This is a genomic window from Streptomyces hokutonensis (assembly GCF_042751305.1).
GTDB classification, from domain to species: Bacteria; Actinomycetota; Actinomycetes; order Streptomycetales; family Streptomycetaceae; genus Streptomyces; species Streptomyces hokutonensis_A.
Map to the genome: position 1 here is coordinate 43212 of NZ_JBHYWD010000017.1, position 20909 is coordinate 64120.

Below are 20909 nucleotides of genomic sequence, written 5' to 3' on the forward strand. Positions count from 1 at the left end.
GGTTTGGGGTGGGTCGGGGTGTTTGCGGGGGGGGGGGGGGGGGGGGCGAGCCGGCGGCGCCCCCCGCCCCAAACCGGGCCGCCGCCTCGGGGCGCGGGGCTGTATCGATTAGCGGCTCCGCCGCGTGGGCGCGCTCAGCCCCCACCGGCCCGCACCCGCCAAACGGTCAGGAACGGTTCACCCGGTTGGCGATCGCGTGCCCGATAAACAGGTACACGATCGCGGCGAGGCCATACCCGCACACGACCCGCGCCCACGCCTCGTCGAAAGTGAACAGGTCACGGGACCAGCCGGCCAGCCAGTTCGCCGTGCGGTGGACGAACTGCACGAGGTCGTTCGCGCGGTTGGCGTCCAGCAGGTACATCAGAATCCAGAGGCCCAGGATGAGGGCCATGATGTCGGCGATGATCACGATGACATTGCCGGCGGAATTCGAACCGCGTCGGTAGTAGGGGGACATGCCAACCGGGTTGCCGCTCCGCCCGCGATGAAACCAGGCATCGGTGAAACCCGAACGGCGTCCCCCGGGTGGCGCAACCGCCCGGGCCGGGTGAGGCTGCCGGGGTAAGGACACCCACTCGGGGAAACCCCCGGAGGATTCCGTGCCCGTACCGATACGGCGCCTCTTCGTGGCGCTCACCCTGTGCTGCGCCCTGCTCGCCGGTGCCACCGCCTGCGGCAGCGCGACCGACGACGCCACACAGAACACCGCGGCCGTCGTGGCCGCCGCCTCCACCCCGAGCCCCAGCACGACCGCCGAGCGCCAGAAGCTGGCGAAGACCCGCTTCGTCGCGAACGCGGGCCTCGCCGCCGGTGCCACCTACCAGTGGATCGTGAAGCCCTGGAAGGCCGGCAAGTTCAAGAAGGGTGCGAGCGGGCGCAGGTTCGCCCTCGTCAAGGCGGGCCTGGCGGGCGCGTTCGCGTACAACCGGCTCAAGGCGGCCAAGAAGAACGCCCAGGGCGACCCCACGCTCTCCAGGGCACTCGCCCCGCTGACCGCCGGCATCGACTCCCTCAAGGACCTGCCGTCCAAGCTCCGCAAGGGCGACTCGACCGACGCGACGGCGAGTTCCTTCAACGACATCATCAACAAGGTCAAGGACGCCGCGAAGAGCGCGGGCGCGGAGGTGACCGACCAGGTGCCGTCGGCAGGCCAACTGGCGGGCGGTTCCTAGGAGTTCAGTTCGGCCAGCACCCGCAGCGTGTGCGGGTCGGGCGCAAGGGCCAGCAGGTCCGTGACCGGGCCCTTGCGCCACAACTCCAGCCGTTCCGCGATCCGTTCACGCGGGCCGACGAGGGAGATCTCGTCGGCGAACGCGTCCGGCACGGCGAGGACGGCCTCCTCCCGGCGCCCGCCGAGGAACAACTCCTGTATCCGGCGGGCCTCTTCCTCGTACCCCATGCGCGCCATCAGGTCCGCGTGGAAGTTGCGGGCCGCGTGCCCCATCCCGCCGATGTAGAAGCCGAGCATCATCTTCACGGGGAGCAGGCCTTCGGCGACGTCGTCGCAGACCTTCACCTGTGCCATGGGCGCGACCAGGAAGCCGTCACGGAAGCCGGTGGTCCCGTAGACCTCTGGGCGGCTCGGCGACCAGTACAACGGCAGCCAGCCGTCGGCGATTTCGGCCGTCTGTGCCACGTTCTTCGGCCCCTCCGCGCCCAGCAGGACCGGCAGGTCGGGGCGGAGGGGGTGGGTGATGGACTTGAGCGCCTTGCCGAGCCCGGTGCCGTCCGCGCCCCGGTACGGATGCGCGTGGAACAACCCCGCCACCTCGACCGGCGCCTCCCGCCGCAGCACCTGCCGTACGACCTCGACGTACTCCCGGGTCGCGGTCAGCGGCGACCTGGGGAACGGCCGCCCGTACCAGCCCTCCACCACCTGCGGCCCCGACAGCCCGAGCCCGAGCATCATCCGTCCGCCCGAGAGATGGTCGAGGGTGAGCGCGTGCATCGCGGTGGTGGTCGGTGAGCGGGCCGCCATCTGGGCAACGGCCGTTCCCAGCTTGATCGTTGACGTCTGCGCGGCGATCCAGGTCAGCGGGGTGAAGGCGTCGGAACCCCACGACTCGGCCGTCCACACCGAGTCGTACCCGAGCCGCTCCGCCTCCTGGGCCAGCGGCACATGGCCGGCGGAGGGCCCGCGCCCCCAGTACCCGAGTGTGAGACCGAGCCGCATGTCGCCTCCACAGTCAGCAATCTGACGGATCGTCAGCCAGTCGACGGGACGGCTGCGACTGTACGACAACGGCCCCCCACCCGGAAGGGCGAGGGGCCGTGGGAGACGGTGCGGGGCTCAGCCGCGCTGGATCCCCGAGGTGTCCTGCAGTACGCCACGACGGCCGTCCTGCGTCTGCGCGATCAGCGCCGGACCGCGCTGCTCGACGGCCAAGTACCAGGTGCCCGGCGCGAGTTCGGCGATCGGCGACGGCGAACCGTCCTCCGCGAACAGCGGCCGGGCGACCGGCACGGCGAACCAGAACGGCGAGAAGTCCCCGGCCGGAGGCGGCGTCGGCTGCGGCTGGGGCTGCCCGAACGGCTGCGCGGTCCCTGCCTGCTGCGGCGGAGTGCCGTACGACGGCTGCGGCGCACCGGCACCCGGGTAGCCGTAACCACCGGGCGGCTGGGCGCCGTAGGGCTGCGGGGCGACCGGCTTGGGCGCGGGGACGAGGGCGGCCTGGAGGGCCGGGACGAGGGGGGTCGCGACGGCGGCGCCGGCCAGGACGAGGGCGGCGATGAAGCCGAGGATGAGGCCCGCGCCCGCGCTGACGTTGTCCCCGACGTCCACCAGCGTCCAGAACAGGGCCCACGCGGTGAGGACCGTGAACGCCACGCCGACTGTCCCGAGGTCCAGGCCCAGGATCTTGCGCGGCTGGGGCAGGCTGCGGTTGACGACGATGAGAGCGGCACCGATGACGCCACCCATGTAAGTGCCGAGGCCGTTACCGAGGCTCGTCCACGCGGTGATGTCCAGGTTGTACCCGGTGGCCGTGTAGAACTTGAGGAACGAAGCGATGAAGAGCAATACCGCTGCCCCGATCACCACACCGTCGCCTCGTGTGAGGGAGCGGATATTCACTTCAGGTCCTTCGTAGGTCGTCTCGTCGTCAGTTGACCCTATCGTCCACCTTGCCAGGGTGTCCGCCCGGATCAGCCCACTGATCGTTACCCGCGCAGGAAACTCACGATTCCCTCAGAGATCCCCTGCGCCGCCGCCTGTCTCCAGGCGCCGTTCGTCAGCAGTGCGGCATCCTTGCTATCGCGCATATTGCCGCACTCGAGGAACACCTTGGGAACCGTTGACAGATTGAGACCGCCCAGGTCCTTACGCGTGACGAGACCGGTGCCGTCACCGACGTAGTTGGAGGGCTGTTCGCCCGTCGCGCGACGGTAGCCGCTCTCGATGTCGCGGCCGAGAACGGCGGAGGGGGCGACGATCGCGCGGGTGTCGGCGCCACCCGCGTGCACGGAGGCCGGCAGGATCACATGGAAGCCGCGGTCGCCGGCCGGTGCGCCGTCCGCGTGGATGGAGATCGCGGCGTCCGCGTGCGCGGCGTTGCCGATCTTCGCCCGCTGGTCGACACACGGCCCCCAGGCCGGGGAGGAGCCGTCGTGCGTCAGCTTCACCGTGGCGCCCTGCCGCTCCAGGATCTTCCGCAGCCGGTGGGACACGTCCATCGTGAACTGGGCTTCCGCGTAACCCGAGTTGGTGGACGTCCCCGTGGTGTCGCACTCCTTCCAGTTCGTGCCGATGTCCACCTTGCGGTTGATCTCGGCGGTGTGCTGGAAGTTGGTGACGTTGTGCCCCGGGTCGATGACGACGACCTTGCCCGTGAGGGGCCTGGAGTTCGGCGGCTTGTCGTCGTTCGAGGCGCTGACAGAGGGCGAAGCGGACGCACCGGGCGCGCTGGTCGCCGCCTTGCCCGAGTCCCCCGGGCCGCCCACCGCCTCGTACACGAACCACCCGATCAGCGCCCCCGGCACCAGCGCGGCCAGCGCCACGGTCAGGGGCCCTCGACGGAAACGACGGGGCTGCGGAGGATTGAAGTCCGGACCTACGTACGACACGTGAGCCACCCTAGCGGCCCGGCGGTACGGTCCCGCCGAAGCGGCGGCAAGCGCCGCCAGGAGTCGCGGCCGATCTTCAGATCCCGGCGCCTGTGCGCCGTAGCACCCGCAACGAGTCCGTCACCGACACCTCCGTGAACGCGCCCGATTCCAGGGCCCGTTGGTACACGCGGTACGGGGCCTGCCCGGTGAACTCGTCCTCCGGGTCCGGGAACACGTCGTGGATGACGAGCAGCCCGCCCTCGGCGACATGGGGCGCCCAGCCCTCGTAGTCGGCGTTCGCGTGCTCGTCGGTGTGCCCGCCGTCGATGAAGACGAGGCCGAGGGGAGCACCCCAGACCCGCGCCACCTGCGGCGACCGCCCGACCAGGGCCACCACATGCTCCTCGAGCCCCGCCCGGTGCAGGGTCCTGCGGAACGTGGGCAGCGTGTCCATCAGCCCGATCTCCGGATCGACCGTCTCCGGGTCGTGGTACTCCCACCCCGGCTGCTGCTCCTCGCTGCCCCGGTGATGGTCCACCGTGAGCGCGACGACACCGGCAGCGCGAGCGGCATCGGCGAGCAGGATGGTGGAGCGCCCGCAGTACGTCCCGACTTCCAGCAACGGCAGCCCGAGGCTTCCGGCTTCTACGGCGGCGGAGTACAGGGCCAGTCCTTCGCCGACCGGCATGAACCCCTTGGCGCTCTCGAATGCGGCGAGGATTTGAGGCTTGGGTGCCAGGGGCATGGCGGTTCCTTCGGTACCGGCGACTTGTGAGCGCCGCCAGGCTACGTCTTTTAGGGGCGCGGGGAACTGCGCGACCAGCCCCCACGCACCCGCGCAAGACGACGAAACCGATTACGCGCTGACAGTCTCACCGGGCAACGACAGATCAAGGTCAACCGCAACCTCGTCACCGCCGTGCGTCGCAGACGAGGCCAGCGGACCATGCCCGGTGGCACGTGCCGCCAGGACGTACGCGCCCTGGGACGGGACCGCGAGGGCGTAGCTGCCGTCCTCGTCGGAGAGCGTCGCCCCCGCCTGCCGCCCCCGCCGGTCGATCAACGTGACCTTGGCCCGCGCGACAGGCGAACCGTCGGCGCCGAGCACCCGCCCCCGGAAGCCCCGCAGGATCTCCTCGGCGCGCTCCAGGTTGGCCTCCTCCTCGCTGCTGAAGTTCAGCTGCGGCGCACGGTTCGGCTTGGGGAGGAACAGGGCCATCAGCAGGCCGACGGCGACCGCACCCGTCGCGATCATGAAGGACACCCGGAAACCGTGCATGGTCGGGATCGCGACCCCGCCCACATGGTTCGCGGTGTTCGCCAGCACCATCCCGATCACGGCGCTCGACACGGACGTACCGATGGACCGCATCAGGGTGTTGAGCCCGTTCGCCGCACCGGTCTCCGACGCCGGCACCGCACCCACGATCAGCGCGGGCAGCGACGAGTACGCGAGGCCGATGCCCGCGCCCAGGACGACCGCGATGACGAGGCTCTGCCAGGCCGCGCTCATGAGGCCGAGGCCGGCGCCGTAGCCGATGCCGATGATCAGCATGCCGAGGATCAGGGTGACCTTGGGGCCGTACTTCGCGGAGAGACGGGCGTAGACGGGGGCCGTGAACATCATCGTCAGGCCCAGCGGCGCGACCAGCAGACCGGCGGTGACCATCGACTGGCCGAGGCCGTAGCCCGTGGCCTTCGGCAGCTGGAGGAGCTGGGGCAGGACGAGGGAGACGACGTAGAAGGAGACGCCGACCATGATCGAGGCGAGGTTGGTGAAGAGGACCGCCGGGCGGGCCGTGGTGCGCAGGTCCACCAGCGGGGCCTTCACGCGCAGCTCCATCACGCCCCACAGGAGCAGGACGACGGCCGCCGCGGCGAACAGGCCGAGCGTGGTGCCGGATGTCCAGCCCCAGTCGCTGCCCTTGGTGATGGGGAGAAGGAAGAGGACCAGGCCGGCGGAGAGGCCGATCGCGCCGAGCACGTCGAAGGTGCCCTCCGCGCGCATCGGGGACTCCGGTACGACGAGAAGGGTGAGGACGATGGCGAGGACACCGAGGCCGGCGGCGCCGTAGAAGAGGGCGTGCCAGTCGGCGTGCTGCGCGACCAGGGCCGCGAGCGGCAGCGCGAGGCCGCCGCCGACGCCGATCGAGGAGCTCATCAGGGCCATGGCCGAGCCGAGCTTCTCGCGGGGCAGCATGTCGCGCATCAGGCCGATGCCCAGCGGTATCGCACCCATCGCGAAGCCCTGGAGCGTACGGCCCGCGATCATCGTGAGGAGATCGCTGGTGAGGGCGCTGACGAGGGCGCCCACCACCATGATGGCCAGGCTGGTGATCAGCATCCGCCGCTTGCCGAAGAGGTCGCCGAGGCGGCCCATGATCGGCGTGGCGACGGCTCCGGAGAGGAGCGTCGAGGTCAGGACCCAGGTGGCGTTGCTGGGCTCGGTGCTCAGCAGCTGCGGCAGGTCCTTGATGACCGGGACGAGCAGGGTCTGCATCACCGCGACAACGATGCCCGCGAAGGCGAGCACCGGCACGATGGCGCCGGACGGCCTCCGTGCGGGCTGGTCGGTCGACGTGTGCGTCATGGAGTGAGGCCTCCAGGCCGTAAGTGTGAAGTGATCCGTGCGGGATAAGTGCACGGTAAACCTCGTATGCATGGGCAACTATTCCGATGCTTCGGCGTACTAACGAATCCTTGACCGTCCCATGAATATCTGACCCTCCATCACCTCTGGTCATTTACTGGAACGTGTTCTAATCTCGCCCGCCATGAAGGCCTATGTCGCTGGCGTCGGGATGACGAAGTTCGAGAAGCCGGAGAGCCGGGAGTGGCAGTACTGGGACATGGTGCGGGAGGCCGGGAGCGCCGCCCTCGCGGACGCCGGGATCTCCTACGGCGACGTAGAACAGGTTCCGATCGGCTACTGCTTCCAGCCCTCGACCGCCGGCCAGCGCGCCGCCTATGAACTCGGTCTCACCGGCATCCCCGTCTACAACGTCAACAACAACTGCGCCACCGGCTCGACCGCCCTCATGCTCGCCCGCCAGCTCGTCGAGGGCGGGGCCGCCGACTGCGTGCTGGCGGTGGGCTTCGAGAAGATGAAGAGGGGTGCGCTGGGGGGCGGAGCCGACGGGGGCGACTTCGCGACCTCTCCTGTCGCCCGCCACTACGGGATCATGGCCGCCCGGCACGGCTTCGAGATGACCCCGCCCACCGCGCAGATCTTCGGCGACGCGGCCCGCGAACACATGGAGAAGTACGGCACGACCGAGGCCCAGCTCGCCGCCGTGGCCGCCAAGAACCACCGGCACTCCGCGCACAACCCGAACGCCCAGTTCCAGGACGTCTACGACGTCGACGACATCCTCGCGGCCCGGGTCGTCCACCACCCGCTGACGAAACTCCAGTGCTCACCGACCTCGGACGGCGCCGCGGCGGCGGTCGTGGTCTCCGAACGCTTCGCGCGGTCAGGGCAGTTTGCGGGTCGGCCCGTCGAGATCGTCGCCCAGGCGATGACCACCGACACCGAGGACTCCTTCGCCTCCGGCTCCTGCATCGAGGTCGTCGGACAGCCCATGTCCCGGGCCGCCGCCCGCCAGGTCTACGAACGGTCCGGACTCGGCATCGAGGACGTGGACGTCGTAGAACTCCACGACTGCTTCTCGATCAACGAACTGCTGACGTACGAGGCGCTCGGCATGTGCGAACCGGGGGAGTCCGGGAAGCTCGTCGAGTCCGGGGCGACGACGTACGGCGGACGCTGGGTGGTCAACCCGTCCGGCGGGCTCATCTCCAAGGGGCATCCGCTCGGCGCCACCGGGATCGCCCAAGTCGCCGAGCTGGTGTGGCAGTTGAGAGGGACGGCGGGGGAGCGGCAGGTACCGGGCGCCGAGGTGGGGCTCGCGCACAACATCGGGCTGGGCGGGGCGGCGGTGGTGACGTTGCTGCGGGCGGCTTAGGACCTACGGCGGTGGTACGGCTGAGGCGAAATGCCGATGCCGGGGGTGCGGGCCGGTTGAGAGTATGACGACCATGTCCCGAGCCGATGGTGCCTCCCGAATATCCCGCCTGTTCAGCACGGGCGCGCCGCCGCCCGCCTGGCTGGTGGTGGCGCTCGCGTGTGCCGGACAGTTCCTCGTCGTGCTCGACGTGTCCGTCGTCAACGTGGCGCTGCCGTCGATGCGGACCGACCTGGGCATGAGCGCGTCCGGGCTCCAGTGGGTGGTCAACGCGTACGCCATCGCCTTCGCGGGGTTCATGCTGCTCGGCGGGCGCGCCGGTGACCTCTACGGCCGCAAGCGGATGTTCCTCGTCGGGCTCGCGCTGTTCACCCTGGCCTCGCTGGCCGGCGGACTCGCCCAGGACGGCTGGCAACTGCTCCTCGCGCGGGCCGCGCAGGGACTCGGTGCCGCCGTGCTGGCGCCCTCGACGCTGACGATCGTCACCTCGGCGGTGCCGGAGGGCGCGGCCCGCGCGCGGGCCATCGCCACCTGGACCGCGGTCGGCGCGGGCGGCGGGGCGGCCGGCGGACTCGTCGGGGGAGTGCTCGTGGACACGCTGTCGTGGCGATGGGTGCTGCTGATCAACGTGCCCGTCGGCGCGGTGGTCCTGCTCAGTTCACTGCGCTGGCTCCCGGAGAGCCGGGCCGGGGACGGGCGGCGGCTCGACCTGCCCGGTGCCGTCCTGGTCACGGCGGGCCTCGGGGGGCTGGCCTACGGCATCTCGCAGACCGAGGCCGAGGGATGGACGGCCGCCGCGACCCTGCTCCCGCTGGCCGCCGGACTCGCGCTGGTCGCGCTCTTCCTGGTCGTCGAGGCCCGTACGGCGGCTCCGCTGATGCCGCTCGGGCTGTTCCGGTCGCGGGCGGTGTCGTCGGCCAACGCGGCGATGTTCCTGTGCGGCTCCGCGATGTTCTGCATGTGGTTCTTCATGACGCTGTACGCGCAGAACGTCCTCGGGTACAGCCCGCTGGAGGCCGGGCTCGCCCTGGTGCCGAGCTCCCTCGCCGTCCTCGTCGGCTCAAAGTCGGCGCCCCGCTTCATGCCGGTCCTCGGCGCGCGCAACGTCGCCGTCCTCGGGACGGTCGTCGCGGCGGTGGGCTTCGGCTGGCAGTCCCTGATGACCGCGCGGGGCGACTACCTGACCGAGATCATGCTCCCCGGAATCCTGATGATGCTGGGGGCGGGCCTGACCGCCACCCCGCTCGCCGCGCTCGCCACGTCGGGAGCCGCGCCGGGCGAGGCCGGTCTGGTCTCCGGGCTGATCAACACCTCGCGCACGATGGGGGGTTCGCTGGGCCTCGCCGTGATGTCGACGATCGCGGCGGCGCGGACGGCGAGCACTGGCGGGAGTACGCCGGAGGCCCTGACGGAGGGATACGCGCTGGCGTTCCGTACGGGGGCGGGGGTGCTGCTCGGCGGGGTGGTGCTGATGCTGGTGTGGCTGCCGTGGGGGAAGGGGGCGGTGCCGACAGCGGCTGCGAAGGTCGCCGAGGGGACGGCCTCCACAAACGCGGAGGGCCCGACTTCCACGGCTTCCCCGACTTCCCCGAATTCCACGGCTTCCCCGAATTCCACGAGCTTCGAGAAGTGAGGCAACGGTCCGGGCGGCTCATGGACTCCTTTACACATCTAGGAGGTGCCCATGGGGGATCGCAAGGAGGCTCGGGGGGCTCGGGATGACGAGTTCCAGAGCTTCGTCATCGGCCGCTGGCCGCGGTTGATGCGGACGGCATTTCTTCTCACGGGGGAGCAGCACGCGGCGGAGGACCTGGTCCAGTCGACGTTGGAGCAGGTCTTCGTGGCCTGGCGCAAGGTCGGCTCGGCGGACGATCCGGAGGCGTATGTACGGCGCGTGATGATCAACGCCCACGCGCGCAAACACCGCAGACGGCTCAAGGAGTTCCTCGCCCCGAAGGACGACTCGGGACTCGTGCGCGAGATCGCCGACACCGGTGACCGCATCGCCCAGGCCGAGGACCGCAACACCCTGCTGAAGGCGCTGGCCCAACTGCCCGCGAGGCAGCGGGAGGCGGTGGTGCTGCGGTACTGGGAGGACCTGACCGAGACACAGACGGCACAGGCGATGGGCTGTTCCGTCGGCACGGTGAAGAGCAACGCGGCCAAGGGGATCGCGAAACTCCGCGCCATACCAGGACTCGCCGAGACGGTGACGTACGGAGGGCGGAAGTGATGAGCGAGGACCGGGAGACGAACCACACCATGACGGACAGGGACATCGCCCTCCTGCTGGCCGACGCGGCGGACGAGGTCGAGATCGGCATAGCCCCCTACCAGGCGGTCATTCGCGGCGGCCGTCGCCGCCGGGCCCGCCGCTGGGCACTCGCCACGGCCGCGGCCCTGGTGATCACGGGCGCGACGGGCACCCTCGCCCTGGCCTCACTGCGCGACGGGGACGGCGTGGAGGTGACGCCCGCGGTGACCCAGAAGCCGACGCTGCCGTCGACGCCGGAGGAGCGGCATGTGTACGCGCCGCAGCGGACGGCGCTGGCCATGGGCACCTACCGCGACAAGCCGTGGCGGGCCGCCATCGAGGTGTGGGGGGCACCGCGCGACAAGGCCGAGGCGGACAAGCAGCTGGCCGCCATGACCGAGCTGGGCCTCGAACCCCCGGACGGACACAAGGCCACCGCCTTGATCGGCAAGACCTCCTTCTTCGTGACCCGGGCCTACGGCGACGCCCGCCCCCAGCAGGTCATGTTCAACACGCAGGCGAAGCAGGAGACCCTGGTGGGCACGGACATGGAATTGGCCGCGACCCGCCTGGGCACGAGCGGCGAAAGCTCCGAGCGCCTGGTGATCGGCGAGATCGCCAAGACCGCGCAGCATGTGACCTGCCACTGGAAGGACGGCACCTCGACGGTGGCCGGCAAGATCAATGCGAACTACGACATCTACACCGAGGACCCGGTGATCCGCTCGGTGGACGGCTATCCGGGGGCCAACTGGTTCGTGTGCGTGGCTCCGACGGGGACGAGCTATGAGTCGGCGGAGGTGACGACGGCGGACTAGCAACGCCGAAAAGTACGGCCGGCGCAGCCGGGACTGCCCTGCCGGCGGCCCTTGGGCGGGGTCCCGGCACGATTGCGCCCCGCCCCCGGGGTGGCGTGCTTCCGGTGACAACTCCAGCCCCGCACAGGGTTGTTGACGGAATCCGCACAGGGGTCCCCGAGAGGCGCCGACCTGGGCCTCCTGCCTGTCCGCTCCTACGATCGACGCCTCGGAGAGGGGGACCGGATGGACCAGACCCGGCACGGGCGTGACATCCGCACGGTCGACGACGTGCTTCGGCTGCTGGACGGGCTGTTCGCGCCGGAGGCCGATCGCTGGAGTTCCCGGGGCGCCTCCTGGTGGGACGGCTTCTATGCCGACCGGGACAGGGCGGTGCCGTTCTTCGTGGCGAAGCCGGACGAGAGTCTGGCCGGGTATCTCGACCGGGGGCTGCTGCCTGGGGGTGGCCGTGCGCTGGACCTGGGGTGCGGTCCGGGGCGCAACGCTCTTCAACTGGCCGCGCGGGGCTACGAGGTGGACGGGGTTGATCTGTCGCCGACAGCTGTCGCGTGGGCGGAAGAGAGGGCCCGTGACTCGGGAGTCCGGGTCCGGTTCCACTGCGGGGACGCGTTCGCCCTGGCCGGCGCGGAGCTCCCCGGCCCCTACGACCTCGTATACGACTCCGGCTGCTTCCACCACCTGCCCCCGCACCGGCGCATCAGCTACCTCGCCCTGCTGGACCAAGTCCTCGCCCCCTGCGGTCACTTCGCGCTGACCTGTTTCGCGGCGGGCGGGATGGGCTCGGAGCTGCCCGACGCCGAGCTCTACCGCGGCTCCGGTCTGCAGGGCGGACTGGCCTACACGGCCGACGAGTTGCGGTGGATCTTCGGGGAGCTGGAGGTGGTCGAGCTGCGTCGGATGCGTGACGAACCGGCCGAATCCCCCTGCTTCGGCGAGGACTTCCTCTGGACGGCGCTGTTCCGCCGAGCCCCGAAAGCGTAGGCCGCGCTACAACCAGCCCTGTTGGCGGGCCTCTCGCATCGCTTCCATGCGGTTGCGGGTGGCCGTCTTGCCGATCGCCGACGAGAGGTAGTTGCGGACGGTGGACTCGGAGAGGTGGAGCTTCGTGGCGATGTCGGAGACTGTCGCGCCGTCCACCGAGGCCTTGAGGACGTCGCATTCGCGGGCGGTCAGCGGGTTCGGGCCGGCGCTCAGCGCGGCGGCGGCAAGGGCCGGGTCGATGACCGTCTCGCCGGTGAGGACGCGGCGGATCGCGGCGGCCAGGTCCTCCACCGGGCCGTCCTTCACCAGGAAGCCGGCCGCGCCCGCCTCCATCGCCCGGCGGAGATAGCCGGGGCGGCCGAAGGTGGTGAGGATCAGCACCCGGCAGTCGGGGGCCTGTTCGCGGAGTTCGGCGGCGGCTTCGAGGCCGCTCATGCCGGGGAGTTCGATGTCCAGGAGGGCGACATCGGGGCGGTGGGTCAGGGCGGCGTCCACGATCGCGTCCCCCCTCCCGACCTGGGCGACGACCTCCAGGTCCGCCTCCATGCCGAGCAGCAGGGCGAGGGCGCCGCGCATCATGCCCTGGTCCTCGGCGAGCAGCACTCTGACGGACTTGGCGGGCCGGTGGTCCCGGGGCATCTCATCCACGGGGCAAGGGTAAGGCCCGGGGCGGTTATCAAAAACTCTTCATTGTTCGCGTCCGCGAGTCTTGACGGCCTTCGGCTGCGGGCAAACAATCGCCTCGGCATTCCGCCGACATCCTGGAATTCCCCGAGCAGAGCCGTTTTCGGAAAACTTTCGACAGTTCGACATTTCGATCGCGAATGGTTCGGCATTTCGATCGAACGACGTTCGGTATATCGACCATCGCCCGCCCGCCCCTCCGGATGTCGGCCACCCGCACCGCCCTACCAGGAACAGAAAAAGAGGTGCACCGTGTTCTTGAGACTCCTCCGCACTCGGCCGCACCGGCTGAGAAACGCGACCCTGGCCGCACTGTCGGCCCTCGTGACCGTCCTCGCACTGGCCGTCGGTGTTCCGCAGGCGTCGGCCGCCACCTCGCTCCCGTGCGACATCTACGCCACCGCCGGGACACCGTGCGTCGCCGCGCACAGCCTCGTCCGGGCGCTCTACTCGTCGTACAACGGCTCGCTGTACCAAGTGCAGCGCGCCTCCGACAGCGCCACCGCGAACATCGGGCTGCTGGCGGCCGGGGGATACGCCAACGCGGCGGCCCAGGACTCGTTCTGTTCCGGTACGACGTGCATCATCACCAAGATCTACGACCAGTCCGCGCGCCACAACGACCTCACGGTCGAGGGCGCGGGCGGGGCCGGCGTGGCCGAGGTCGGGGCGCCCGCGGACGCCCTGCCGGTGACCGTCGGCGGGCACCAGGTCTACGGCCTGGAGATCTCGGCCGGGATGGGCTACCGCGACAACTCCACCTCGGGCGTGGCCACGAACGGCGCGGCCGAGGGGATGTACATGGTGACCTCGGGCACCCACGTCAACGGCAGCTGCTGCTTCGACTACGGCAACGCCGAGACCAACAACCAGGACACCGGCAACGGCCACATGGACGCGATCAACTTCGGCACCGAGTGCTGGTTCGCGCCCTGCTACGGCAGTGGCCCCTGGGTACAGGCCGACCTGGAGAACGGACTGTTCCAGTCGGACTCCGGGTACAGCAAGAACACGGCGAACACCGGCACCGGGGCGATACCGTTCGTCACCGCTTTGCTCAAGAACAACGGTCAGGACCATTTCGCGCTGAAATACGGAAACGCGCAGTCGGGGAGTCTCACGACCACCTATTCCGGGGGTGAGCCCACCACGAGCGGTTACTCGCCCATGCACCAGGAGGGCGCGATCGTCCTGGGCACCGGCGGCGACAACAGCAACGGCTCCATCGGCTCGTTCTTCGAGGGCGTCATGACGGCCGGCATCCCGACGGACGCCGCCGACAACTCCGTACAGGCCAACATCGTGTCCGTCGGCTACGGCGGCTCGACCGGCACCACCGGCACGCTGGCGGCAGGGTCGGAGATCTCGCTGCGGGCGACCACCTCGTGCTGCACGGCCGACTACATCCGCCACCAGAACAACGCGGCGGTCATCTCCGCCATCACGTCGAGCAGTTCGACGCTCGACAAGGGCGACGCCACCTGGATCGTCCGCAAGGGTCTCGCCGACAGCTCCTGCTACTCCTTCGAGTCGCGTAACTACCCCGGCGACTTCCTGCGGCACTACAACTACCAGCTCTACCGCCAACCCATGGTCGGTACCGCCCAGTTCAGACAGGACGCCACGTTCTGCGCCTCGACCGGCAAGAGCGGCACGGGCACCTCGTTCGCGTCGTACAACTACCCGACCAGATATCTCCGGCACTACAACTACAACGTCTACATAGCGAGCAACGGCGGCTCGAACGCCTTCGACAGCGCCACCTCGTGGACGGACGACGTGAGTTGGGTGGTCACGGCTCCCTGGGCGCCGTAGCCACGACCGAGGACGTCAAGTCCTCCTGCTCCACCGGGAGTTCGGCGGTCACCGTGAAACCGCCGCGCGGCGACGGGCCGGCCCGCAGGGAGCCGCCCGCCGCCGCGAGGCGCTCGGTCAGCCCCTTCAGGCCGGTGCCGCCGACGCCCTCGGCGGCACCGGACGCAGTGGAGTTGCCGGTGCCGTCGTCCGCGACGGTCAGGCGGGCGCGGTTCAGTACGCCGTCGAGGGTGATCTCGCAGCGGGTCGCGCCGCTGTGCCGTACGACGTTGGTCACCGACTCGCGGACCACCCAGCCGAGCAGGGCCTCGGTCCCCGGGGTCAGCGGCGGGCCCGACTGGCGGACCACCGGGTCGATGTCGGCGGCGGACAACGCGGAGCGGGCGCGGTCCAGTTCGGTGGCGAGGCTGCCCTCGCGGTAGCCGGTGACGGCCTCACGGATCTCGGTGAGCGCCTGCCGGCCCACGGCCTCGATGTCGGTGATCTGGCCGAGCGCGGCCTCCATGTCACGGCGTGCGAGGCGCCGGGCCGCCTCCGACTTCACCACGATCACCGAGAGGGTGTGGCCGAGCAGGTCGTGCAGGTCGCGGGAGAAGCGCATGCGTTCCTCGGCCACCGCACGGCGGGCCAACTCCTCGCGGGCGGCGCGCAGTTCGCGTACGGCCTCGGAGAGGGAGAGGATCGCGGCGGTCACCATCGTCGACAGGAACGTGCCGTAGGCGACGTTGATCGCGTCCCAGCCCGCCCGGAACACGGAGACCGCGGCGGCGAGCGCGGTGAGCGCGAGGCCGACCTGGCCGAGGCGCGGGCCGCGCACGACGGCTCCCGTGGCGAGGCCGAGCAGTGGGAAGAAGTACAGCCAGCTGCCGCCGTAGCCGAGGGCGAGGGCGCAGGTCACCAGGCCCATCACGACGAGCGCCACCCGGGTCGAGAGCGCCTCGCGCTTCTCCTTCACGAAGGAGCGGAACACCACATAGATGTAGAGGGAGTTGAAGGTCAGCAGGCCCAGGCCGCCGATCCAGGGGTTGTCGGCCTTGCCCTGGAGGAGGTTGGAGAAGGAGCCCAGGCCCATCAGCAGCCACGGCAGCAGGGAGAAACCGTTCGGCGGCGGGCCCGGGTTCTCGGGCCACTCGCCCCTGCGGCGCGCCTCCTTCTGCGCGACCTTGAACTCCGCCATGTCGGCCCGCCATCGGGCCCGTGCCGCCCGCCAGGCGCGTACCTGGCACCTGATCCCTCGCATCCAGGACATCTCTCCCGCTCCCCCGGTCACACGGTCCGCCCGGTCCGGCGGTACGCCAGCACAGCGTACGAACCGAACGCGAGCAGCCAGGCTGTCAGCACTACGATCCCGCCGAGTGCCGGGGCGTGCCCGTCGGCGACGGAGGTGCCGAGTTCGGCGAAGCGATTCGTGGGGGTGTAGTGGGAGATCGCGCGCAGCCAGCCGGGGAACAGGCTGATCGGGAACCACAGGCCGCCGATCACCGCGAGCCCCAGGTTGCAGGCCATGTTGGCGACGCCGGTGGTCTGCGAGGTGAGGCCGTAGCCGTTGCCGAGGCCGAGCAGGGTGAAGGGGACCGAGCCAAGCCACAGCAGCAGCGCGATCAGTGCCCACTGCCAGGCGGCCAGCCGTACGCCGTTGACCAGGCCGCCCGCCGCGAGCACCGCGACGATCGCCGGCAGCACGGTCACCGAACCGGTCAGCGCCCGGCCCAGGACGACCTGGCGCGGGGTCATCGGCGTCACCCGCAACTGCCGCAGCCAGCCGATCGCCCGGTCCTCGGCGACCCCGCCCCCGGTGTTGAGCGCGGAGCCGACCGCACCGTAGGCGGCCATGCCGACCATGGCGGTGGCCTTGTAGCCGCTGTCGTCACCGCCGAGGTTCGTGAACAGCAGGTACATCATCACCGGCATCGCGATCCCGCCGATCACGAAGCCGATGTCACGCAGGGTCCGGCGGACTTCGAGGCGCAGGTAGTCGAGCATCACACCGTCTCCAACTCGTGTGCCGTCAGGGCGAGGAACGCGTCGTCGAGGGACGCCGGGCTGACCTCCAGGCCGCGGATCGCGTCCAGGTCAGCCAGTGCGCGCACGGTCGCGTCCGAGTCGTCGGTGCGCAACAGGGCGCGGTCGCCGCGCACTTCGAGGGTCCGTACGCCGGGCAGCCGGTCGAGGCCCTCGGTGGAGCGGCCCGCCAGGTCGATGGAGACGAGGCTGCCGCCGGCCGCCCGCTTGAGCTGTTCGCCGGTGCCGTCGGCGACGATCCGGCCGCGGTCGATGACGACGATGCGGTCGGCGTGCGCGTCGGCCTCCTCCAGGTAGTGGGTGGAGAAGAGGACGGTGTGGCCGCGCCGCGCGTACGCCCGCATCGACTGCCAGAACGCGTGCCGCGCCTCCACGTCCAGCGCGGCGGTCGGCTCGTCCAGGACGATCAGCGACGGGTTCCCGGCCAGTGCTACGGCGAACCGCACCCGCTGCGTCTGCCCGCCCGACAACCGGTCCACCCGCCGCCCGGCCAGCTCGCCGATCCCGGCCAGCTCCAGCGCCCGCGCTACGGGCATCGGCGCCGGATAGCGCCGGGCGACGAACGCGACCAGCTCGCCGACGGTGACCCGGGGCACCGCCCGCGACTCCTGGAGCATGGCTCCGACCAGGCCGCCGCGTACGGCCGACTCCGGTGCCGCACCGAACAGTTCGACCGTTCCGGCGTCGGGCGCGTTCAGCCCGAGCAGCAGCGAGATCGCCGTCGACTTGCCCGCGCCGTTGCGGCCGAGCAGCGCGACCGTCTCCCCGCGCCCGATCTCCAGGTCGACTCCGTCGACGGCCAGCACCGCGCCGAAGGTCTTGACCGCCCCCGCGAAGGACACCGCGCGCTCTGTCCCACCTGTCTGTGTCATGGGTACGACGCTACGAAGCCGCACCCCTCGCGCGGCAGATGCGGTTGTACGGACTCGGGCAGGACAAATGTCACCGGTCCTCAGCCGCGGCACCCGGACCTGACACAGTGTCAGGAGCCTTCACAACTGCCGGGTGCTGGGCTATACAAGGGTCGCCGGACTGGAACGCGTTCTAGGTCGGCCCGTGACGACCTCGGTGCGGCCGACGGTGCGGACGGCCGCACCGAGGTCTTCGACCACCGGCGATCAGGAGCCCCATGCCCATCGACGCAGCCCTGGCCCTCGCGGCCGAACCCCGGACCGGCGAGATCTCCTGGACCACCAAGGACGTCCAGCTCTACCACCTCGGCCTCGGCGCGGGCACCCCGGCGACCGACCCCGACGAGCTGCGCTACACCCTGGAGTCCCGGCTGCACGTCCTGCCCAGCTTCGCCACCGTCGCGGGCAACGGCTCGCCCGGCGTGATCAGCGGCCTTTCCATGCCCGGCATCGAGGTCGACCTCGCCCGCGTCCTGCACGGCGGCCAGTCCCTGCGCCTGCACCGGCCCATCCCGGTCCAGGGCACCGCGACCGGCACCGGACGCATCGCCGCCGTCTACGACAAGGGCAAGGCGGCCGTCCTCGTCATGCGCACCGAAGTCGCCGACGCCGACGGCCCGTTGTGGACCAACGACGCGCAGATCTTCGTACGGGGAGAGGGCGGCTGGGGCGGCGACCGCGGCCCCTCCACCCGCCTCGAACCACCAACAGGCGCCCCCGACAAGGTGGTCGAGCGTCCCATCCGCGAGGACCAGGCCCTCCTCTACCGCCTTTCCGGCGACTGGAACCCGCTGCACGCCGACCCCGAGTTCGCCAAGCTCGCCGGATTCGACCGCCCCATCCTGCACGGGCTCTGCACCTACGGCATGACGCTCAAGGCCGTCGTCGACACCCTGCTCGACGGCGATGTGACCCGGGTGCGGGGCTACGACACCCGGTTCGCCGGAGTCGTCTTCCCCGGCGAGACGCTGCGCATCCGTATGTGGCGCCAGGGCGACACCGAGGTGCGGGTCGCGGTGAGCGCCGCAGAGCGGGACGACGCGCCCGTACTCGCCGACACGATCGTCGAACACTCCTGAACCAGGCCGGACTTGAGGGGAGCCGCACCATGCGCGCAGCCGTACTGCACGAGATAGGCCAGGACAAACTGGACGTCCTCGACGACGTCGGGACGACGGGATTTGGGCCCGGCCGGGTCAGGATCCGGGTGCGCGCCACGGGGCTGTGCCACTCGGACCTGTCCGCGATGGCCGGCGTCCTGCCGCAGCCCGCGCCGTTCGTGCCCGGGCACGAAGGCGCCGGCGAGATCCTCGAAGTCGGCGAGGGCGTCAGCCACTTGAAGCCCGGTGACCGGGTCGTCGTCTGCTGGCTGCCGGCCTGCGGTGTGTGCGCCGCCTGCAAGCGCGGCCAGACCCAGCTGTGTCTGGCCGGTTTCATGAACGCGGGCACCCCCAACTTCAAGCGCCCCGGCGGCGATGTGTTCGGCTTCGCGGGCACCGGCACCTTCGCCGAGGAGGTCGTCGTCGACGCCGGCTGCGCCGTGCCGATCCCCGACGACGTGCCCTTCGACATCGCGGCCCTCATCGGCTGCGGCGTCACCACCGGACTCGGCGCCGCCCTCAACACCGCCGACGTGGAGGCCGGTTCGTCGGTCGCCGTGATCGGCTGCGGAGGCGTCGGCATCTCCGCGATCCAGGGTGCCCGGCTCAAGGGCGCCGCCGAGATCGTCGCCGTCGACCCGGTCGCCTCGCGCCGCGAGGCCGCGCTCAAGTTCGGTGCCACCAGGGCGGTTTCACCGGACGAGCTGCCCGCCGCCAAGCAGGAGGTCACCGCCGGCGAGGGCTTCGACTACGTCTTCGAGGTCGTCGGCCGCTCCGCCACCGCCCGCACCGCCTACGAGAACACCCGGCGCGGCGGCACCCTCGTCATCGTCGGCGCGGGCGCCCTCGACGACTTCCTCCAGCTCAACATGTTCGAGCTGTTCTTCGACGAGAAGCGCATACTGCCCTCGATGTACGGCGGGGGAGACGTGCTGCGTTCCTACGAGCGCACGATCGCCCTGTGGCGGGCGGGCCGCGTCGACCTGGAGGGCCTGATCACCCACCGGGTGCCGCTCGCCGACATCAACGAGGCCCTGGACCAGATGCGTTCGGGGACGGCCCTGCGCACCTGCATCGAGATCTGAAGGCCGGTCATGACGCTGCCACTCGAGGGCCTGGTCGCGATCGTCACCGGCGCCGGACGCGGACTCGGCCGGGCCGAGGCGCTCGAACTCGCCCGGCTCGGCGCGGCCGTGGTCGTCAACGACTACGGCCAGCCCGGCCGGGACGGCTCCGGCGAGGCCTCCGCGGGCCCCGCCGAGCAGGTCGCCGCCGAGATCCGCGAGGCGGGCGGCCGGGCAGTCGCCCACACGGGAGACGTGGCCGACACCCAACAGGCCAGCCAGCTGGTCGAGTTGGCGATCGACGAGCTCGGCGGGCTCGACATCCTCGTCAACAACGCGGGCATCCTCCGCGACCGCATGGTCTTCTCCATGACGGAGGGAGAGTGGGACTCGGTGATCCGGGTCCACCTCAAGGGCCACTTCAACACGACCCACTTCGCGTCCGCGCACTGGCGCCGCCGGTCCAAGGAGGCGGGCGCGCCGGTGTACGGGCGGATCGTGAACACCTCCTCCGAGGCGTTCCTCGCCGGTTCCGCCGGACAGCCCAACTACGCGGCGGCGAAAGGCGGAATCGTCGGCCTGACCACCTCCACCGCGCTCGCGCTGGCCAAGTACGGCGTCACCGCGAACGCCATCTGCCCGCGCGCCCGCACCCGGATGACCGAGGACGTCTTCGCCGGTTTCCAGGAGCCCGACGAAGGCCTCGACCCGCTGGCCCCCGAGCATGTCGCCCCGCTCGTCGGCTACTTGGCCTCACCCGCCGCCGCCCGGATCAACGGGCAGCTCCTCGTCGTCCACGGCGGCATGGTCGCGATCGTCGAACGCCCCCACGTCCAGGCCAAGTTCGACAGCAAGCAGGACACCTTCACCTACGACGAGCTGGACGCCGTACTCACTCCGCACTACGCGAGGCGGCCGGCGGAGGAGACCTTCGCGGCGGCCGAGGTGCTCGGGCTCAGGCGGGAGCCGGGCGGAGCATAGGGAACGCGACGGCCCCGCCCGTCCGGAGACGAGCGGGGCCGTGTGGTGCAAGGTGCCCGACGTACCGTCAGGCGTTCGCGTACTCGGACTGCTCGGACGGCTTGCGGTGACGGCCGTGGGCGGCAGCGTCGCCGTCCTGTGCCGAGACCGGGCCCCGGTGCTTGCCGTGGCCGGAGGTGTCCTGGGCGTCGGCGGACATCGTCTGTGTGCTGCTCGTGTCGTTCATCGGAAACTTCACCCCGTAGTAACAAGATCCTTCATACAGCT

At 70.6% G+C, this 20909-nt stretch carries 21 protein-coding genes; 10 read left to right on the top strand and 11 right to left on the bottom strand.

Annotation, left to right across the window (positions count from 1 at the left end):
* Positions 1 to 166: 166 nt before the first annotated feature.
* A complete protein-coding gene (locus tag ACFXC1_RS35350; RefSeq protein WP_381250752.1) occupies positions 167 to 460 on the bottom strand; it encodes a hypothetical protein in 294 nt (97 codons plus the stop codon).
* Between the two features lie 142 nt (positions 461 to 602).
* Between ACFXC1_RS35350 and ACFXC1_RS35355 the strand changes: the two genes are divergently transcribed.
* The gene (locus ACFXC1_RS35355; protein WP_381250754.1) at positions 603 to 1175 is read left to right on the top strand and encodes a hypothetical protein; all 573 of its coding nucleotides are present in this window, start codon (positions 603 to 605) and stop codon (positions 1173 to 1175) included.
* On the opposite strand, the gene ACFXC1_RS35360 is transcribed toward ACFXC1_RS35355, so the two are convergent.
* From ACFXC1_RS35360 to ACFXC1_RS35380, 5 genes are all read right to left on the bottom strand, one after another.
* A complete protein-coding gene (locus tag ACFXC1_RS35360; protein WP_381250756.1) occupies positions 1172 to 2176 on the bottom strand; it encodes an LLM class F420-dependent oxidoreductase in 1005 nt (334 codons plus the stop codon). The genes ACFXC1_RS35355 and ACFXC1_RS35360 overlap by 4 nt on opposite strands.
* Positions 2177 to 2293: 117 nt before the next feature.
* The gene (locus ACFXC1_RS35365; protein WP_381250758.1) at positions 2294 to 3076 is read right to left on the bottom strand and encodes a hypothetical protein; all 783 of its coding nucleotides are present in this window, start codon (positions 3074 to 3076) and stop codon (positions 2294 to 2296) included.
* A gap of 86 nt (positions 3077 to 3162) precedes the next feature.
* Complete coding sequence (locus tag ACFXC1_RS35370; protein WP_381250759.1) at positions 3163 to 4065, bottom strand: N-acetylmuramoyl-L-alanine amidase; 903 nt, start codon at positions 4063 to 4065, stop codon at positions 3163 to 3165.
* 76 nt (positions 4066 to 4141) lie between these two features.
* Positions 4142 to 4792, bottom strand: coding sequence for a class I SAM-dependent methyltransferase (locus tag ACFXC1_RS35375; protein WP_381250761.1), 651 nt, complete (start codon positions 4790 to 4792; stop codon positions 4142 to 4144).
* 111 nt (positions 4793 to 4903) lie between these two features.
* On the bottom strand, positions 4904 to 6637 hold the full coding sequence (locus tag ACFXC1_RS35380; protein WP_381250763.1) for an MFS transporter: 1734 nt from the start codon (positions 6635 to 6637) through the stop codon (positions 4904 to 4906).
* Positions 6638 to 6821: 184 nt separating this feature from the next.
* On the opposite strand from ACFXC1_RS35380, the gene ACFXC1_RS35385 reads away from it, so the two are divergent.
* The 5 genes from ACFXC1_RS35385 (at position 6822) to ACFXC1_RS35405 (ending at position 12065) form a co-directional block, all read left to right on the top strand.
* Entirely contained in the window at positions 6822 to 8012 is a 1191-nt protein-coding gene (locus ACFXC1_RS35385) for a lipid-transfer protein (RefSeq protein ID WP_381250765.1), read from the top strand.
* Positions 8013 to 8085: 73 nt separating this feature from the next.
* Positions 8086 to 9645: an MFS transporter gene (locus ACFXC1_RS35390; RefSeq protein ID WP_381250767.1), complete on the top strand. Its 1560-nt coding sequence runs from the start codon at positions 8086 to 8088 to the stop codon at positions 9643 to 9645.
* 51 nt (positions 9646 to 9696) lie between these two features.
* Positions 9697 to 10245: a SigE family RNA polymerase sigma factor gene (locus tag ACFXC1_RS35395; protein WP_381250769.1), complete on the top strand. Its 549-nt coding sequence runs from the start codon at positions 9697 to 9699 to the stop codon at positions 10243 to 10245.
* On the top strand, positions 10245 to 11084 hold the full coding sequence (locus ACFXC1_RS35400; protein ID WP_381250771.1) for a hypothetical protein: 840 nt from the start codon (positions 10245 to 10247) through the stop codon (positions 11082 to 11084). The genes ACFXC1_RS35395 and ACFXC1_RS35400 overlap by 1 nt, the downstream gene beginning before the upstream one ends.
* A gap of 225 nt (positions 11085 to 11309) precedes the next feature.
* Entirely contained in the window at positions 11310 to 12065 is a 756-nt protein-coding gene (locus tag ACFXC1_RS35405; protein WP_381250773.1) for a class I SAM-dependent methyltransferase, read from the top strand.
* A 6-nt stretch (positions 12066 to 12071) separates the two neighbouring features.
* Here ACFXC1_RS35405 and ACFXC1_RS35410 read toward each other — a convergent pair whose 3' ends face one another.
* On the bottom strand, positions 12072 to 12704 hold the full coding sequence (locus tag ACFXC1_RS35410; RefSeq protein ID WP_381251017.1) for a response regulator: 633 nt from the start codon (positions 12702 to 12704) through the stop codon (positions 12072 to 12074).
* A gap of 297 nt (positions 12705 to 13001) precedes the next feature.
* On the opposite strand from ACFXC1_RS35410, the gene ACFXC1_RS35415 reads away from it, so the two are divergent.
* Positions 13002 to 14564 carry an alpha-L-arabinofuranosidase B gene (locus ACFXC1_RS35415; protein ID WP_381250775.1) on the top strand — a complete coding sequence of 521 codons (1563 nt, stop codon included), beginning with the start codon at positions 13002 to 13004 and terminating at the stop codon, positions 14562 to 14564.
* On the opposite strand, the gene ACFXC1_RS35420 is transcribed toward ACFXC1_RS35415, so the two are convergent.
* From ACFXC1_RS35420 to ACFXC1_RS35430, 3 genes are read right to left on the bottom strand one after another with little or no spacing between them, the layout of a single operon-like run.
* Complete coding sequence (locus ACFXC1_RS35420) at positions 14542 to 15813, bottom strand: sensor histidine kinase (protein WP_381250777.1); 1272 nt, start codon at positions 15811 to 15813, stop codon at positions 14542 to 14544. The two genes, ACFXC1_RS35415 and ACFXC1_RS35420, sit on opposite strands and share 23 nt — an antisense overlap.
* Positions 15814 to 15830: 17 nt before the next feature.
* Positions 15831 to 16547 (bottom strand): ABC transporter permease, encoded by a 717-nt coding sequence (locus tag ACFXC1_RS35425; protein WP_381250779.1) that lies wholly within the window; start codon positions 16545 to 16547, stop codon positions 15831 to 15833.
* Positions 16547 to 17458, bottom strand: coding sequence for an ABC transporter ATP-binding protein (locus tag ACFXC1_RS35430; protein WP_381250781.1), 912 nt, complete (start codon positions 17456 to 17458; stop codon positions 16547 to 16549). Before ACFXC1_RS35430 ends, ACFXC1_RS35425 begins: the two co-directional genes overlap by 1 nt.
* 257 nt (positions 17459 to 17715) lie before the next feature.
* Between ACFXC1_RS35430 and ACFXC1_RS35435 the strand changes: the two genes are divergently transcribed.
* The 3 genes from ACFXC1_RS35435 to ACFXC1_RS35445 are packed head-to-tail and all read left to right on the top strand — an operon-like array spanning position 17716 to position 20642.
* The gene (locus ACFXC1_RS35435) at positions 17716 to 18576 is read left to right on the top strand and encodes a MaoC/PaaZ C-terminal domain-containing protein (RefSeq protein ID WP_381250783.1); all 861 of its coding nucleotides are present in this window, start codon (positions 17716 to 17718) and stop codon (positions 18574 to 18576) included.
* Positions 18577 to 18605: 29 nt separating this feature from the next.
* Positions 18606 to 19682: a Zn-dependent alcohol dehydrogenase gene (locus tag ACFXC1_RS35440; RefSeq protein WP_381250785.1), complete on the top strand. Its 1077-nt coding sequence runs from the start codon at positions 18606 to 18608 to the stop codon at positions 19680 to 19682.
* Positions 19683 to 19691: 9 nt separating this feature from the next.
* Entirely contained in the window at positions 19692 to 20642 is a 951-nt protein-coding gene (locus ACFXC1_RS35445; protein WP_381250786.1) for a 3-oxoacyl-ACP reductase, read from the top strand.
* Between the two features lie 67 nt (positions 20643 to 20709).
* Here the strand turns inward: ACFXC1_RS35445 and ACFXC1_RS35450 are convergent, their stop codons facing one another.
* On the bottom strand, positions 20710 to 20868 hold the full coding sequence (locus ACFXC1_RS35450; RefSeq protein ID WP_381250788.1) for a hypothetical protein: 159 nt from the start codon (positions 20866 to 20868) through the stop codon (positions 20710 to 20712).
* Between the last annotated feature and the right edge of the window lie 41 nt (positions 20869 to 20909).